The sequence below is a fragment of the Bacillus sp. ISL-75 genome, from assembly GCF_018613095.1.
Window position 1 is genome coordinate 46,004 of the sequence record NZ_JAGGQX010000019.1, and the last position, 16,212, is coordinate 62,215.

Here is a 16,212-nt window from a genome sequence, read left to right on the forward strand (position 1 = left end):
AATGGATATTTTGTTAATTATTTAAAAAAAATTCAAACTCATTACGATGGCTATGTGCACACTCTTTTGAATGTTAAAGTTTTGTAAAACTAGATTATATGTAATGTTTATTATTATAATGGAGGTAACTTATTTAGTGGGGGATATTATGAAAAATAAAATACTTGTTGTCGATGATGAACAGTCAATTGTTACTTTGCTTCAATATAATTTGGAGCAGGCCGGGTATGAAGTGATTACAGCAATGGATGGTGAAGAGGGGAAACATCTTGCAGAGACACAAGACCCTGATATCATTGTTTTAGATCTCATGTTACCGAAGTTGGATGGAATGGAAGTATGTAAGCAGCTCCGTCAAAAGAGTATAATGACCCCAATTTTAATGTTAACTGCAAAAGATGATGAGCTTGATAAAATATTAGGTTTAGAGCTTGGGGCAGATGATTATATGGTTAAACCCTTTAGTCCACGAGAAGTGATCGCCCGCGTGAAAGCAATTCTTAGGAGGACACAAGCCCAAACGGAGGCAATTGACGCAAGTGAAAAAGAGACGGGGCAACTAGTGATCGCTAGTTTAAGAATCGATCCTGAAAAATATGAGGCTTATTTTAACGACCAACTTTTGGAGTTAACCTTAAAGGAATTTGAATTACTTCTTTATCTCGCGCAAAATAAAGGCCGCGTCTTGACGCGTGATCAATTACTTAGTGCTGTTTGGAATTATGACTTTGCTGGGGATACTAGAATTGTGGATGTACATATATCACATTTAAGAGAAAAAGTTGAAGTGGATACAAAAAAGCCGGCCTATATCAAAACATTACGTGGCCTGGGCTATAAATTGGAGGAGCCGAAAGGAGAATGACCAAATACCGAAAAGGTCTGCTAATTACACTAATCTTATTAATTATGGCGGTTTTAGTTGGATTAGGAATATTGCTTGGCCAATTTTTTAAAAGTTATTACATAGAGTCCCTAAATGAACATTTTAAAGTAGAAATCTTGTGGGTCCTTTCCATCTGTCTAGGGATTGCAATAATAATTATTATTTTTCTATCCATTAGAATTACCTCAAAGTATACAAAACCAATTGAAGCTGCCACAAATGTAGCAATTGAACTGGCAAACGGAAACTACCGGGCACGAACAAAAGTAGATCGATTGGATGAAACCGGCTTGCTTGGGTCATCGATCAATATGCTGGCCGAAAACCTCCAAGAACTTGTTAAAGCACAAGAAATGCAACAGGACCGGTTAAGTGCTTTAATTGAAAATATGGGAGCAGGATTAGTCTTAATAGACAGTCGCGGTTACATTAATCTCATTAATAAAGGGTTTATTGATATTTTTCAGGTGAATCCAAGTGATTATTTAAATAAACTCTACTATGAAGTGATTGAATATGAAGAAATTTGTCATTTAGTAGCAGAGGTTTTTCGGACTGAAAAGAAGGTTAGTGAACAATTACTTGTGCCTTTTTTGATCGAACGAAGGTATTTTGTTGTGTATGGTGTCCCGATAATCGGAACAAATAATGTTTGGAAAGGGGTACTGCTTGTTTTTCATGATATCACCGAAATAAAAAAACTCGAGCAAATGCGGAAGGATTTTGTCGCCAATGTTTCGCATGAATTAAAAACCCCAGTAACTTCTATTAAAGGATTTACTGAAACATTGCTGGACGGTGCTATGAACAATAAAGAAACATTAGAAGCGTTTCTTTCGATCATTTTAAAAGAGAGTGATCGCCTGCAAACACTTATACAAGACCTGTTAGAGCTTTCAAAAATAGAGCAGCAAGGCTTCAGATTAAACATTCAAGAAATAGATTTGTATATGTTATTAAAAGAAGTAATCACGATTCTTACAGGAAAAGCAGAAGCAAAGAATATCAAACTTGAACTTTACAGCAAGCAAAATCAAGTGTTAATCAATGGCGATTCGGACCGTTTAAAACAAGTATTTATCAATTTAATCGGCAACGCAATTAACTATACCCAGCAAGAAGGGGAAGTAAAAATTATCCTTCTTGAACATGGTGAGAACGTACGGATCCATGTGAAAGACTCAGGGGTAGGAATTAGTAAAGAAGAGATTCCACGTATTTTTGAACGATTTTACCGTGTGGACCGTGCCAGAAGTCGTAACTCGGGTGGGACAGGCCTTGGATTAGCAATCGTAAAACACTTAATAGAAGCGCATCATGGTAACATTAGTGTCAGAAGTAATTTGGGTGAAGGAAGCGACTTTATTATTGAACTACATAAATATTCGATATGATTTTCGGAAGGTGGATATAAATGGAAAAAAAGAAACTTGTCCTGATTGACGGTAATAGTATTGCTTACCGAGCATTTTTTGCATTACCCCTGCTTAATAACGATAAAGGAATCCACACGAATGCGGTATATGGCTTTACGATGATGTTGATGAAAATTCTTGAAGATGAAAAGCCAACACATATACTTGTCGCATTTGATGCTGGAAAAACTACTTTTCGCCATAAAACCTTTAGTGAGTATAAAGGTGGAAGGCAAAAAACCCCACCCGAACTATCCGAACAATTTCCGTTTATCCGTGATCTTCTTGATGCTTATGGGATTTCCAGATATGAGCTTGAAAATTATGAGGCCGATGATATCATTGGTACCCTTTCATTAACTGCAGAAAAGGATGGGTACGAAGTAAAAGTGATTTCAGGAGACAAAGATTTAACCCAACTCTCTTCCGCCACTACAACCGTCGGAATTACTCGAAAGGGTATTACGGATATTGAAGAATATACCCCTGATCATGTAGCCGAAAAATATGGACTTACACCAGAACAAATCATTGATATGAAAGGGTTAATGGGGGACCCTTCCGATAATATTCCTGGTGTTCCTGGGGTAGGTGAGAAGACAGCGATCAAATTGTTGAAGGAGTTTTCAACCCTCGAAAATTTATTAAACTCAGTTGAACAAGTAACAGGGAATAAGCTGAAAGAGAAGCTAGAAGAATTTAAGAACCAAGCATTAATGAGTAAAGAACTTGCTACGATTGAAAGACAAGCACCTGTCGAAGTTGATTTAGAAAACGTCGCATACGAAGGCTTTACGCGCGAAAAATTAGTAGCCTTATTTAAAGAATTGGGCTTTCATTCATTATTGGGCAAGCTTGGAGAAGGTCCAGACACTATTGAAGAGCAGGAACTTGAAGATATTGATTTCCAAATTCCAACTGAAATAACAGAAGAACTGTTTGCAGACACTAATTATTTTTACGTTGAAATGCTGGATGATAATTATCATTATGCAGAGATTATTGGTTTCTCTCTTGTCAATGAAATAGGACATTTCTACTTGCCAACTGACCTGGCATTACATTCAGAAGCTTTTAAAAAATGGGCGGAAGATGAGAGTAAAAAGAAAACAGTTTATGATGCCAAGCGATCTGAAGTTTCATTAAGAAGACATGATATTCATCTAAAAGGGGCCAATTTTGATATTCTAATGGCTTCCTATATCATAAATCCTTCAGAAAACATTGAAGACCTCGCTGCAATAACGAAAAGATTCGATCTACATAATATTCAATCTGATGAATCGTTTTATGGGAAAGGGGCGAAACGAAAGGTCCCTGAAGTGTCTAAGCTCGCAGAACATCTAGTCCGGAAAAGCCTTGCAATGTCTGATATTAAAGAAAAACTAGAAGATGAATTAAGAAAAAATGAACAATATGAATTATTTACTGAGCTTGAAATGCCTTTATCGCTGATTTTGGCTGATATGGAATCGTGCGGGATCAAGGTGGAACAGGAACGCCTTCAGACAATGGGTAAGGAGCTAAATGATAGACTCGTCGAGATTGAAGAGAAGATTTGTGAATTAGCAGGTGAAAAGTTTAATATCAACTCACCGAAACAACTTGGTGTAATTTTATTTGAAAAATTAAACCTTCCTTCGTTTAAGAAAACGAAAACAGGTCATTCAACTTCAGCAGATGTATTGGAAAAATTAGCAGAAGACCATGAAATCATCGAGCATATTCTTCTATACAGACAATTAGGTAAGCTTCAATCCACCTATATAGAAGGATTACTAAAGGTTATTAATCCTAAAACGGGAAAAGTCCATACCAGGTATCAACAAACTTTAACTGCGACTGGCAGATTAAGTTCAATTGATCCTAATTTGCAAAATATACCGATTCGCCTTGAAGAGGGACGTAAAATCCGCCAAGCCTTTGTTCCATCAGAGGAAGGCTGGATCATTTTTGCAGCCGACTATTCGCAGATCGAACTGCGTGTTCTTGCTGATATTGCTGGTGATGAAAAGCTGATTCAGGCCTTCAAAGAGGATATGGATATTCATACAAAAACAGCAATGGAAGTTTTTCATGTCAATAAGGATGAGGTAACTTCCAATATGAGGCGTCAGGCCAAGGCTGTTAACTTTGGAATTGTTTATGGAATCAGTGATTATGGTCTGTCCCAATCCTTAGGAATTACAAGGAAAGAAGCTGGTCAATTCATTAATCGTTATCTAGATACCTATCCAGGTGTCAAAGAATACATGGATGATATTATTCACTCGGCAAAACAAAAAGGCTATGTCTCCACTTTGATGCAGCGAAGAAGATACCTTCCTGAAATTACAGCTCGTAATTTTAACATCAGAAGCTTTGCAGAAAGGACAGCCATGAATACTCCAATTCAGGGCAGTGCCGCTGATATCATAAAAAAAGCAATGATTGATATGGACGATGCTTTAAAGGACAAGGGTTTAAAGACGCGCCTCTTACTTCAAGTGCACGATGAATTGATATTTGAAGCACCTGAGGACGAATTGGAAATTTTAAAGAAGTTAGTCCCAGACGTGATGGAAAATGCCCTCGAATTGAAGGTGCCGTTGAAAGTTGACTATGCCTATGGACCAACATGGTTTGACGCCAAATAAAAGGGGGACCCCTCAGCAATGCCGGAGCTTCCAGAAGTAGAAACCGTAAGGAAAACGTTAAAAAAATTAGTTGTCAATAAAACCATCAAAGATATCTCCGTCTTTTGGCCAAAAATCATTAAAAGCCCACTTGAAGTGGAACAATTTGTCGATGCTTTAGCAGGGGAGACCATTGTTGATGTAGGCAGAAGAGGGAAATTTTTAATCATTTATACGGATCATTTCGCGTTAGTATCGCATTTGAGAATGGAAGGGAAGTACGGGCTTTATCCTAAGGAAGAACCCTATGATAAACATACACATGTACTCTTTCACTTTACAGATGGAACAGAATTAAGGTATAGGGACGTTCGGAAATTTGGAACGATGCACTTATACAAAAAAGGGGACGAATTCTTAACGGAACCGCTCATAGGGCTTGGTCCTGAACCTTTTTCAGAGGAATTTACGGTAGAGTACTTGACTAAGAAGGTTGAAAAAACGAATCGAAAAATTAAAACAGCCCTATTGGACCAAAAATTTTTTGTGGGGCTCGGTAATATCTATGTGGATGAGGCACTTTTTCGGGCAGGTATACACCCAGAACGTATTGCTAACACATTAAATAAAAATGAACTTGCCCTTCTTCACCGTGAAATTGTTGCGACCTTAAGCGAAGCCGTCAAAAAGGGCGGAAGTACGATCCGCTCATATGTTAACTCCCAAGGGGAAATAGGTATGTTTCAGCTTGAACTATACGCTTATGGTCGTAAAGGGGAAGAGTGTAAACGATGTGGAACACCTTTAGAAAAAACGACCGTAGGGGGCAGAGGGACCCATTACTGCCCGCATTGCCAAAAGATATAAGTGGGAAAAAAAGTAAAAAAAGTGAGAATTGAATAATATTAACCTTTGATAGGCTCCTGCCATATACTATCGTAATGATTTTGGAGGAAGGAGCCCTAGACATCATGGTTCAGTTGTTCTCACTTCTCATACTTGCTTTTGCTCTCAGCCTTGATAGCTTTAGCGTGGGTTTTACCTATGGACTAAGGAAAATGGTCATGCCGATCCGATCAGTGATTATTATTGCAAGTTGCTCGGCTATTTCTTTAATGATTGCCGTGTCAATTGGGCATGGACTTGAAAAAGTTCTATCTCCAAGTATTACGGCAAGCCTAGGGGGAATCATTCTAATTGCTCTTGGTGCATGGGTTTTGTTTCAATTTTTCAAACCAGAAAAAGAAAAAGACGTACTAGAACATGAAAAAACAATCGTAAATTTTGAAATTAAATCCCTAGGATTAGCCATCAACATCTTGAAAAAGCCGATGTCGGCTGACTTTGACCAATCGGGTACGATTACGGGGATCGAAGCTTTAATGTTAGGCTTTGCCTTGTCACTGGATGCCTTTGGAGCCGGGATTGGTGCAGCGATGCTTGGTTTCTCTCCCTTTTATTTAGCATTTACAGTCGCGATTATGAGCTCGTTATTTGTTCTATTAGGGATAAAAAGCGGAACTTTTTTTCATAAGTTTGATTGGATCCAAAAGTTCACGTTTTTGCCAGGGATTTTATTAATCATAATTGGAATATGGAAGTTATGAATCTAGAAAGGAAAAGACTATGTCATTAGTTATCGGTTTAACAGGCGGAATCGCCAGTGGAAAAAGCACAGTCTCAAACTTTTTCAAAGAAATGGATGTCACTGTAGTCGATGCTGATATAGAATCACGCCTAGCGGTAATGAAAGGTGAATCCGCTTATTTTAAGATTATTGAAGAGTTTGGCCGTGATATTTTATTGGAAGATGGTGAAATTGACAGGCAAAAGCTTGGCGCAATTATTTTCCATCACGCTGAAAAACGGCAAATTTTAAACGAAATCGTACACCCTGAGGTTAGAAAAAGAATGAGGGACCAAGTCGATCAGGCAATAAAAAACAGTGAAGAAGTGGTTGTTCTTGATATCCCTTTATTATTTGAAAGTAAACTTACGTATATGGTGGATAAAACGTTACTTGTTTATGTTGACGATGAAACACAATTAAAAAGATTAATCGAGAGAAATAATCTATCAGTTGAGGATGCCGAAGCAAGGATTCGTTCTCAGATGTCCCTGTCTGAAAAAATAAAGCTCGCAGATGCTGTAATTGATAATAATGGTTCGATCGCAGATACAAAAAAACAACTTCTTGAAATTTTAGCCCAGTTTGGCATCGATATAAATAATCTTAAGTAATGGGAGAGAAGGGCAACCTTCTCTTTTTTTCTGTTTCTAAGTTGCCTGAATTGTAAAACATTTTAAAAATCCGCAGATTATTCATCACAATTAAACCTAAATATGTTATACTAATTACAAGATATAAGTATTAAGTATGACATTAATACAAAAAGGGGATGTAAAATGAAGACGAGAGTTGCAATAAACGGATTTGGGAGAATTGGCAGGATGGTTTTTAGAAAAGCGATCCTTGAAAATAAGCTTGAGGTTGTTGCCATAAATGCAAGTTATCCAGCGGAAACATTAGCACATTTACTTAAATATGATACAAATCATGGACCATTTCAGGGAGAAGTTATCCCATTAGATGATGAGTTAATCGTCAATGGCAAAAGAATTAAACTATTAAGCAGTCGTAATCCAGAGGAGCTTCCCTGGAGAGAGTTTGGTATTGATATTGTTATAGAGGCGACAGGAAAGTTTAATGCTCGTGAAGCGGCGGCACTGCACTTAGAAGCAGGAGCCAGGAAAGTGATCTTAACTGCACCAGGGAAAAATGAGGATGTTACAATTGTAATGGGTGTTAATGAAGAAATGCTTGATATCGGTCATCATGACATTATCTCAAATGCATCATGTACCACCAACTGCCTTGCACCTGTTGCAAAGGTGTTAGATGAAAAATTTGGCATTGAAAGCGGATTAATGACAACGATTCATGCCTATACAAATGATCAAAAAAATATCGATAACCCTCATAAAGATTTACGAAGGGCTCGTGCATGTGGACAATCTATCATTCCAACAACAACAGGAGCGGCCAAGGCAATTTCACTTGTGTTACCGCACTTAAAAGGTAAATTACATGGGATGTCACTTCGTGTGCCAACACCAAACGTTTCACTTGTTGACTTAGTAGTTGATCTTAATCAAGATGTGACCCTTGATGATGTCAATAACGCATTTATTGAAGCGGCAAATGGCCCATTAAAAGGCATTTTGGATTTGACGATGGAACCATTAGTATCCGTTGACTTTAATACCAATGAACATTCTGCCATCATTGATGGTCTTTCCACAATGGTGATGGGAACAAGAAAAGTAAAGGTTTTAGCATGGTATGATAATGAGTGGGGGTATTCTTCACGTGTCGTGGATCTCACCATGTATGTTGCAGAGGAAATAGCAAAATCATCACAAATAAAGGTCGGATAAAATGCTGTCGATAGACAGCATTTTTTTTGCCTTGCTTGAGCCATTTGGGTGTTTTTTGCATAAAATAGCTTTGATTTAGTGTGTTATTATTGAATGAAAAATGGAACACGCCCGTTAACCTTGTTACAAAATAAACATATAAAGTTTTTTATATTGATAGGTTGCAAAAAAAATATAAACAAAGTATACTAGTCATCGTGAACTTCTTGAAATTAGGTAGCTATTAATTACTTAAAGGGTTAGGACCTCTCTGGACTAACTTTCCCCCGTGGTAGTTACTCGGATACCGTCAATAACAGGATTTCAAGAAAGAACATAAAAGGTTAGAGGGGGAAAAATGAATATGGAAACAATGGGACGTCACGTAATCTCTGAGCTTTGGGGATGCGACTTTGAAAAATTAAATGATATGAATTTTATTGAAACAACTTTTGTTGAAGCAGCTCTTAGATCAGGTGCGGAAATCCGTGAAGTAGCATTTCATAAATTTGCCCCACAAGGTGTAAGTGGTGTGGTTATTATTTCTGAATCACATCTTACCATTCACAGCTTCCCCGAACATGGATATGCCAGCATAGATGTATACACTTGCGGAGATTTGAATCCTAATGTTGCGGCCGATTATATTGCTGAGGCATTAAATGCACAAACACGTGAAAATATTGAAATTCCGCGTGGCATGGGTCCTGTTCATGTTAAACAGGCAAAGGTTTTATAATCACTATAAAAATAATTAACGTAGAGGTGTATTTATACATACACCTCTTTTTATATTTTCTAGACTAATGTTGTACAATAAGAACAAAGCTACATCATGGGAGGAATAGTATGGCTATGTTAGGTAACCTATTTGTTCGTTTTAAAAAGCAAATTGAGACTTCAGATCAGATTAAGGATGATTCCTTAAAAACGCATTATTATAAGGCGATGTTTAATCAATTATTTGCATCTGTTGAAAAGTTATTCCATGAAGATGCTGATTGCCGGGTCACCACGGTTTCTAAAGAACATGGAGAAATTGCTGTTGAAATCAGTAAACCCATCCCCTGCTTTCTAATTGTTACAATTGTGGGAGTAAAGCCAATGGAAACAGCGGTAGACTTTAATATTTCATCTGAAAAATTTTCCTTACTCGGCACCTATCCCGATTTAAAAAAGCGGATTAATTCTTACTACGAGCGGATTAATCAATTACATACCTTTATAGGAATAAAAAACTCCTAGTACTACTACTTGTATAAAGATAGTCTTTTTTATAAGATGAAAGTAAGCGTTTTTGTTCGGGAGTAAAGTGTAGATTTGGAGTTGATTACAATGAAATGCCCATCTTGTCAAAATTATGGTACACGCGTCCTCGACTCTCGCCCAGTTGATGAAGGTCGAGCAACACGGAGACGACGCGAATGTGAAGAATGTGGGTATCGTTTTACTACGTTTGAGAAGATTGAAGAGATCCCGCTGATTGTAGTCAAGAAAGAAGGGACCCGAGAAGAGTTTAGCCGTGATAAAATATTACGTGGCTTGATTAAGGCATGTGAGAAGCGGCCGGTAGCCTTAAAGGAATTAGAAGATATAACGCATGGTGTTGAAAAGGATTTGCGGAGTCAGGGTATTTCTGAAATAAAAAGTGAAGCAATCGGTGAAATGGTCATGGACAGGCTGGCACATGTGGACGAAGTCGCCTATGTTCGGTTTGCATCCGTTTACCGTCAGTTTAAAGATATTAATGTTTTTATTGATGAATTAAAAGAATTAATCAAAAAAGAAAAATCTTAAGAGCTAAAGAGTTTTTGGCTCTTTTTGATTTTATAACAAGAAAGGTTGGAGTGATATGGCGCAGCATTGGCAGGAAATTCTCCCTATCGACCGTTATATAGTTGCGGCTGATGGGCTGCTGCATGAGTATGACCGTAAAGTGCTGACGTTTTTATATCAGCCCTTGATTGGGTCAACTTGCTTTAGTTTGTATATGACGCTCTGGGCGGAGTTAGAGGAAAATCGGCTCTGGTCTGAGTCTTCCACTCATCATTTATTGATGAATCTCTTAGAGATGAACTTAAAGGATATTTACGAAGCCAGATTGAAGCTAGAAGGAATTGGTTTATTAAAGACGCGTGTCAAAACAGATGAAGGGGGACGGTCCTTCATCTATGAACTGCATCCACCTTTAAGTCCTGAGCAATTCTTTTTAGATGGGATGCTAAATATTTATCTTTATCGAAAAATTGGAAAAAACCATTTCTCCCGTCTGAAGCGCTTTTTTAGTGATCAACAAAAGCCCAGTGAAGACGAGTATATAGATGTTACAAGAGCCTTTCAGGACGTGTTTGCATCAGGAGCCCCTGGCAGTATGCAATATATTCAAGCCCTTTCCGAAGAATTACAAGAGGAAGAAAATCAACAGTTTATCGGTCGAAATGAGCCGAGTCCGATCCAAATTGGTGTGGACACGTTTGATTTTGATTTGTTAACAGCAGGGCTGAATGAATCACTTGTTCCCAAAAAAGCGCTAACACCAAAAGTAAAAAGTGTAATTAGTAATCTTGCATTTCTGTACCAAATTGATGCAATCGAAATGAAAAATTTCATCTTGGGTGCTATTAACGAGCATGAAGAAATTGATATTGAGGACTTGAGAAAGGGGGCTCGTGATTGGTATCAATTTGTCAATTACGATCAACTTCCGAGTCTTATTAACCGAACACAACCAATTGTTCATCAAACTCAAATAACCGAACCTAAAACACAGGAAGAAAAGTTAATTCGCTCGTATGAGACGACCCCGCCACTCATCGTTTTTAAAGAAATCTCGGGCGGTGTTGAACCTTCGAATGCCAATTTGAAAACCTTAGAAGAGATCATGATTAAATATAAACTTCCCCCAGGTGTGGTAAATGTCCTAATTGAAGTGGTTATGAGAAAAACGGACATGAAATTTACAAAGGGGTTTGTCGAGTCAATCGCTAGTCATTGGGCAAGGAAACAAGTGAAAACGGTGAAGGAAGCGATGGAGCTCGCGAAGAATGAGGAACACAAGGTAACAGAAAGCAAAAAAACTACAAGATCGACTAATAAAAAACCAATTCGGACAGAGTTAATTCCTGACTGGTTTGATGAAAGTACGAAAGATGCGGGCAAAGATCCCGCGCAAGGAAATAACAGTGAAGTTGAAGCGAAAAAGCGTGCAATTGAAGAAAAGTTAAAAGCGTTTCGCAAATAGGGGGTGACCAAAATTGGAAAAAATCAATCGGACATTGAAAAAATTAGCTTCTAATGAAAACTTTCAAAAACGATACGAACAACAACGCAGGCAAGTCCTTGAAAATCCGGATATTCAAGCCTTTTTAGCACAACATCAAAATGAGATTGATCAATCTATGATTGATAAAAGCATGAGTAAACTGTACGAGTATACGAACCAAAGCAAGGAATGCCACAAATGTGAAAGTCTGGATAGCTGCATCAATTTCATGAAGGGATATCACCCAGATTTGGTATTATCCCGAAACTCCATTGATGTTGTTTATAAACGCTGTCCTCAAAAAATCATGGCAGATGAAAAAAAGAAAAATGAAAAACTAATCAAAAGTCTATATGTGCCAAGAGACATACTTAAGGCCACCTTTGAAGACTTTGAAGGAGACTCAGGCAGGCTTGATGCAGGAGATAAGGCCGCAACCTTTTTAATGAATTATGAGGCAGGTAAAAAACCAAAGGGTCTCTATCTTTACGGGAAATTCGGTGTCGGGAAGTCCTATTTATTAGGGGCAATCGCCAATGAATTGGCAAAAAAACAGATTTCTTCGATGATTGTCTATGTCCCTGAACTATTAAGGGAAATGAAAAGCTCGATTGCGGATTCGACTTTGAATGAAAAAATTGAAGCATTAAAAAGAGAACCGATTCTAATGCTTGATGATATTGGTGCAGAAGCTGTCTCGAGTTGGACAAGGGATGAAGTTTTAGGTCCAATTTTGCAGTTCCGTATGCTTGAAAGCCTGCCGACATTTTTCACCTCAAACTTTAATTTTGGGGAGCTGGAACATCATTTAACCTACAGCCAGCGGGGCGAAGAAGAGAAGATGAAAGCACGACGAATTATGGAGAGAATTCGCTCCCTGAGTGTGCCAGTGATGGTCGATGGTCCAAACAGACGGTAATAAAACGGGTTTTCCGGATTGCTGAAACAGGTCAGCAGTCTTTTTTTTGCTAATAAGAAAGTATAAACTTTCGGTGCGAAAGTTCATACTTTCTTATTTCGCATAAGTGCAACTACGACTCTGTCTTCGCCTAACGGCTCGCCAATCGTCGAGTTTTCTTTATATTTTTTTCTGTAAATAACAAAAGCAACTGTCAGCTAACTTCTATTTTAGCCAAGTCCCCCATATATATTAACAAAGATTGGCTTAAAGGGGGGATTTGGTTGGCGGAAATCATCTTCCAAAGCAAGCTGGATGCTCAAAAGTTTTATTACCACTTGCTGGAGTACTTACCAAATAATTATGATAAAGAAACTATTCTTCTAATAGAAGATCAACATATAGTAAAATTTTTAGGTAGCTTCTTATCCATTGAAATTTCTACTATGGTTAAAAATGCATTTTACGAATTTATTACGAACATAAAACGTGACGATTGGTTCAGGGAAATATTAAAAAACCGTTATTTTTATGAGGATCTAGAAGAACAACAACAAATAATGGAAATTATCTATTCCATTCTTGAAGGTCAAAGAGAAGATCTGATTGTCTTTTTGAAGGATTCAAATGAAGAGCCTAATATTAGAGCAGCCATCGAGTATATCTTTCAGGATGATATTTCTTTTTCGTTTGACTCCTTCCATAAATTTCGTTTGCGGCCATACCTCCAGTTACTGGAAGGTTATGTTGAGATTGCCATTGATGAATATAAAATGGAGCAGGAGTATCAAATGTTTGTGCAAATGCTCAGGGACTTTTTACTGAACAGGGAACCAAAAATGGACGTTCTTCATTTATTGTTTGACGAGGAAATTACTTTTTATAACGACCAGTTTGTAGAGATGAAAAGAGCTGAATTAATTAGATTGATTGACCGAAAGTTACTTGTTAATCATCCTGTTTATGTCGATTCTGCTTCCATTGCACCACTTTTATCGCTTGCGCCTACAACTATTTTTCTGTATACAAAAGACCCAGAAGAACCCTTAGTTCGCACAATCAAAAACATCTTTGAAGAAAGAGTAACTGTGAAATCGTTTGCGTCCCTCCGTGAAGTTAAAAAATGGGCGGCAGATAATAATTCTTCGGAGAACCATGCTTGAGATACAGGAATTTTTGTAATAATTTGTTTTTGTAGGTTGATGTCCCTTGATTTTTAGGGAATTAGTCATTATAATAACGTACATAGAATATTCATAGCAAAAGTAATGATAAGGATAACAGTATTTTTTACGGTTTCTAGAGAGGGAGGACAGGGCTGAAAGCCTCCTAACACGAAAATAATACTTACCACCTTTAAACTTCAGCAGTGAACACTTCATGTTTCCATGAAGTCAGTAATTGTTGACGGCCACAGCCGTTAACTGACCAAAGTCATTTTCAATGTGTGTCATTCGAAAATGAAAAATTGGGTGGAACCACGTGTTTATCAAAACTCGTCCCTATTCCAGGGACGGGTTTTTTTATTTTTCAAAAGCGAATTTTCTGGGTAAAAATGACCCGAAGACGCTTCATTACAAAGGAGGAATTACCATGTCAGACGTTGTTAAGATTTCGTTTCCAGATGGGGCAGTAAAGGAGTTCCCACGTGGAACAACAACGGAAGATATCGCCGCTTCCATCAGCCCCGGCCTAAAGAAAAAAGCGATTGCCGGTAAATGGAACGGTCAACTTTATGATCTTCGCCGTCCAATTAATGAAGACGGTTCAATAGAAATCGTCGTCCCTGATTCCGTAGACGCATTAGAGGTTTTACGGCACAGTACAGCACACTTAATGGCACAGGCTGTTAAAAGGCTTTATCCTGGGGTGAATTTAGGAGTAGGTCCTGTTATTGAGGGTGGTTTTTATTATGATATGGACCTTGAGGAATCATTAACTCCAGAAGATCTGCCAAGGATTGAAAAAGAAATGGCGAAAATCGTCAATGAAAATATTGAAATTGTTCGCAAGGAAGTAAGCCGTGCGGATGCTGTTCAGCTATTTAAAGAAGCGGGTGACCCTTACAAGCTGGAACTAATCGAGGCGATTCCTGATGAGGAAACAGTGACAATCTATGAGCAAGGTGACTTTTTTGACCTTTGCCGTGGTGTCCATGTTCCATCGACAGGAAAAATTAAAGAATTTAAATTGTTAAGCATTGCGGGTGCATACTGGCGCGGTGACAGCAAAAATAAAATGTTACAGCGTATTTACGGAACAGCCTTTTTTAAGAAAGAGGATTTAGCTGAGCATCTTCGCTTGCTTGAAGAAGCGAAAGAACGTGACCACCGTAAAATTGGAAAAGAGTTAAACCTTTTCACTAGTAACCAATTGGTAGGACAGGGATTACCGTTATGGCTTCCGAAAGGCGCAACAATTCGTCGTGTGGTTGAACGTTATATTGTTGATAAAGAACAACGTCTGGGTTATGACCATGTGTACACTCCGGTCATGGGCAGTGTTGATTTATATAAGACTTCAGGTCACTGGGATCATTACCAGGAAGATATGTTCCCGATCATGGAAATGGACAATGAACAATTGGTTCTTCGTCCAATGAACTGTCCACATCATATGATGGTGTACAAGAACAGCATTCACAGCTATCGTGAACTTCCAATCCGAATTGCCGAACTTGGAACAATGCATCGCTATGAAATGTCTGGTGCCCTTTCAGGACTACAGCGTGTTCGTGGAATGACTTTAAATGATGCACATATTTTTGTTCGTCCTGACCAAATTAAAGATGAATTCAAACGGGTTGTTAACCTAATCTTAGCGGTCTATAAAGACTTTGATATTAATGACTATTCCTTCCGTTTATCTTACCGTGACCCGCAAGATACTGAAAAGTATTTTGACGATGACGCGATGTGGGAAAAAGCACAATCGATGCTGAAGGATGCCATGGATGATCTTGGTCTTAACTACTATGAGGCAGAAGGAGAAGCAGCATTCTACGGTCCTAAGCTTGACGTTCAAGTTAAGACAGCTCTAGGGAAAGAAGAAACACTTTCCACTGTTCAATTAGACTTCTTATTACCGGAACGTTTTGATTTAACATATGTTGGTGAGGACGGCAAGCAGCATCGTCCAGTTGTTATCCACCGTGGCGTTGTGTCAACAATGGAACGATTTGTTGCCTTCTTAATTGAAGAATACAAAGGCGCTTTCCCTACTTGGCTGGCTCCAGTACAGGTACAGGTTATTCCAGTATCTCCTGGTGCACATTATGATTATGCTAAGCAAGTACAGGAGCAACTTCAAAATGAAGGATTACGTGTCGAATTGGATGGCCGTGATGAAAAAATCGGCTATAAAATTCGCGAAGCTCAAATGCAAAAAATACCATATATGCTGGTTGTTGGTGATAAAGAAGTCGAAGACCAAGCTGTCAATGTCCGTAAATATGGTGAACAAAACTCAGAAACAAAGCCATTTTCAGAGTTTTTAGCAGCAATCGTTGCTGAAGTGAAAAGAGGATAATTTTTATTCGGAAGAGGGAGCAATCTCTCTTTCTTTTTTAAAAATAAAAAAATATATTGAATAATTTTCAGTTTCTTGCTAAAATAAATTTCGTTGTCAAAGGAAATAGTTTGTTTGACATTCGTCTTTGCTTATGTTATATTAACTAAGGTGAAAAATTGAATACTTGTTTTTGGGAAAAGAAGAAGCAC

At 38.1% G+C, this 16,212-nt stretch carries 14 protein-coding genes and 2 other annotated features (1 of these 16 running past the window's edge); all 14 genes read left to right on the forward strand.

Annotated features, from left to right (window positions below; genetic code table 11):
• The first annotated feature begins 148 nt into the window (after window positions 1-148).
• Entirely contained in the window at window positions 149-865 is a 717-nt protein-coding gene (locus tag J7E63_RS08460) for a response regulator transcription factor (protein ID WP_215011061.1), read from the forward strand.
• On the forward strand, window positions 862-2,280 hold the full coding sequence (pnpS, locus tag J7E63_RS08465) for a two-component system histidine kinase PnpS (protein ID WP_215011063.1): 1,419 nt from the start codon (window positions 862-864) through the stop codon (window positions 2,278-2,280). Before J7E63_RS08460 ends, pnpS begins: the two co-directional genes overlap by 4 nt.
• Before the next feature lie 20 nt (window positions 2,281-2,300).
• A complete protein-coding gene (polA, locus tag J7E63_RS08470) occupies window positions 2,301-4,937 on the forward strand; it encodes a DNA polymerase I (RefSeq protein ID WP_215011065.1) in 2,637 nt (878 codons plus the stop codon).
• An 18-nt stretch (window positions 4,938-4,955) separates the two neighbouring features.
• On the forward strand, window positions 4,956-5,783 hold the full coding sequence (gene mutM, locus J7E63_RS08475; protein WP_215011068.1) for a DNA-formamidopyrimidine glycosylase: 828 nt from the start codon (window positions 4,956-4,958) through the stop codon (window positions 5,781-5,783).
• A 104-nt stretch (window positions 5,784-5,887) separates the two neighbouring features.
• Window positions 5,888-6,523, forward strand: a complete 636-nt coding sequence (gene ytaF, locus J7E63_RS08480) for a sporulation membrane protein YtaF (protein ID WP_215001023.1) — start codon at window positions 5,888-5,890, stop codon at window positions 6,521-6,523.
• A 19-nt stretch (window positions 6,524-6,542) separates the two neighbouring features.
• A complete protein-coding gene (gene coaE / locus J7E63_RS08485; RefSeq protein ID WP_215011070.1) occupies window positions 6,543-7,157 on the forward strand; it encodes a dephospho-CoA kinase in 615 nt (204 codons plus the stop codon).
• Window positions 7,158-7,322: 165 nt separating this feature from the next.
• On the forward strand, window positions 7,323-8,354 hold the full coding sequence (locus tag J7E63_RS08490) for a glyceraldehyde-3-phosphate dehydrogenase (protein ID WP_215011072.1): 1,032 nt from the start codon (window positions 7,323-7,325) through the stop codon (window positions 8,352-8,354).
• Between the two features lie 343 nt (window positions 8,355-8,697).
• A complete protein-coding gene (speD, locus tag J7E63_RS08495; RefSeq protein WP_088089215.1) occupies window positions 8,698-9,072 on the forward strand; it encodes an adenosylmethionine decarboxylase in 375 nt (124 codons plus the stop codon).
• Window positions 9,073-9,182: 110 nt separating this feature from the next.
• Window positions 9,183-9,578 carry a hypothetical protein gene (locus tag J7E63_RS08500; RefSeq protein WP_215001018.1) on the forward strand — a complete coding sequence of 132 codons (396 nt, stop codon included), beginning with the start codon at window positions 9,183-9,185 and terminating at the stop codon, window positions 9,576-9,578.
• Between the two features lie 90 nt (window positions 9,579-9,668).
• Window positions 9,669-10,130 carry a transcriptional regulator NrdR gene (gene nrdR, locus J7E63_RS08505; RefSeq protein WP_026563356.1) on the forward strand — a complete coding sequence of 154 codons (462 nt, stop codon included), beginning with the start codon at window positions 9,669-9,671 and terminating at the stop codon, window positions 10,128-10,130.
• Window positions 10,131-10,185: 55 nt separating this feature from the next.
• Entirely contained in the window at window positions 10,186-11,574 is a 1,389-nt protein-coding gene (locus J7E63_RS08510) for a replication initiation and membrane attachment family protein (protein ID WP_215011074.1), read from the forward strand.
• Between the two features lie 13 nt (window positions 11,575-11,587).
• On the forward strand, window positions 11,588-12,514 hold the full coding sequence (dnaI, locus tag J7E63_RS08515) for a primosomal protein DnaI (RefSeq protein WP_215011076.1): 927 nt from the start codon (window positions 11,588-11,590) through the stop codon (window positions 12,512-12,514).
• A gap of 263 nt (window positions 12,515-12,777) precedes the next feature.
• On the forward strand, window positions 12,778-13,656 hold the full coding sequence (gene ytxC, locus J7E63_RS08520) for a sporulation protein YtxC (protein ID WP_215011078.1): 879 nt from the start codon (window positions 12,778-12,780) through the stop codon (window positions 13,654-13,656).
• A gap of 96 nt (window positions 13,657-13,752) precedes the next feature.
• Window positions 13,753-14,000 (forward strand) — a binding site (T-box leader).
• An 86-nt stretch (window positions 14,001-14,086) separates the two neighbouring features.
• Window positions 14,087-16,021, forward strand: coding sequence for a threonine--tRNA ligase (gene thrS / locus J7E63_RS08525; RefSeq protein ID WP_215011080.1), 1,935 nt, complete (start codon window positions 14,087-14,089; stop codon window positions 16,019-16,021).
• A gap of 173 nt (window positions 16,022-16,194) precedes the next feature.
• Window positions 16,195-16,212: a sequence feature (ribosomal protein L20 leader region), on the forward strand (it continues 114 nt past the right edge of the window).

Bases quoted from the DNA above. Each gene is read 5' to 3' on its own strand.
- J7E63_RS08460 (WP_215011061.1), top strand. From the start codon at position 149: ATGAAAAATAAAATACTTGTTGTCGATGATGAACAGTCAATTGTTACT.
- pnpS (WP_215011063.1), top strand. From the start codon at position 862: ATGACCAAATACCGAAAAGGTCTGCTAATTACACTAATCTTATTAATT.
- polA (WP_215011065.1), top strand. From the start codon at position 2,301: ATGGAAAAAAAGAAACTTGTCCTGATTGACGGTAATAGTATTGCTTAC.
- mutM (WP_215011068.1), top strand. From the start codon at position 4,956: ATGCCGGAGCTTCCAGAAGTAGAAACCGTAAGGAAAACGTTAAAAAAA.
- ytaF (WP_215001023.1), top strand. From the start codon at position 5,888: ATGGTTCAGTTGTTCTCACTTCTCATACTTGCTTTTGCTCTCAGCCTT.
- coaE (WP_215011070.1), top strand. From the start codon at position 6,543: ATGTCATTAGTTATCGGTTTAACAGGCGGAATCGCCAGTGGAAAAAGC.
- J7E63_RS08490 (WP_215011072.1), top strand. From the start codon at position 7,323: ATGAAGACGAGAGTTGCAATAAACGGATTTGGGAGAATTGGCAGGATG.
- speD (WP_088089215.1), top strand. From the start codon at position 8,698: ATGGAAACAATGGGACGTCACGTAATCTCTGAGCTTTGGGGATGCGAC.
- J7E63_RS08500 (WP_215001018.1), top strand. From the start codon at position 9,183: ATGGCTATGTTAGGTAACCTATTTGTTCGTTTTAAAAAGCAAATTGAG.
- nrdR (WP_026563356.1), top strand. From the start codon at position 9,669: ATGAAATGCCCATCTTGTCAAAATTATGGTACACGCGTCCTCGACTCT.
- J7E63_RS08510 (WP_215011074.1), top strand. From the start codon at position 10,186: ATGGCGCAGCATTGGCAGGAAATTCTCCCTATCGACCGTTATATAGTT.
- thrS (WP_215011080.1), top strand. From the start codon at position 14,087: ATGTCAGACGTTGTTAAGATTTCGTTTCCAGATGGGGCAGTAAAGGAG.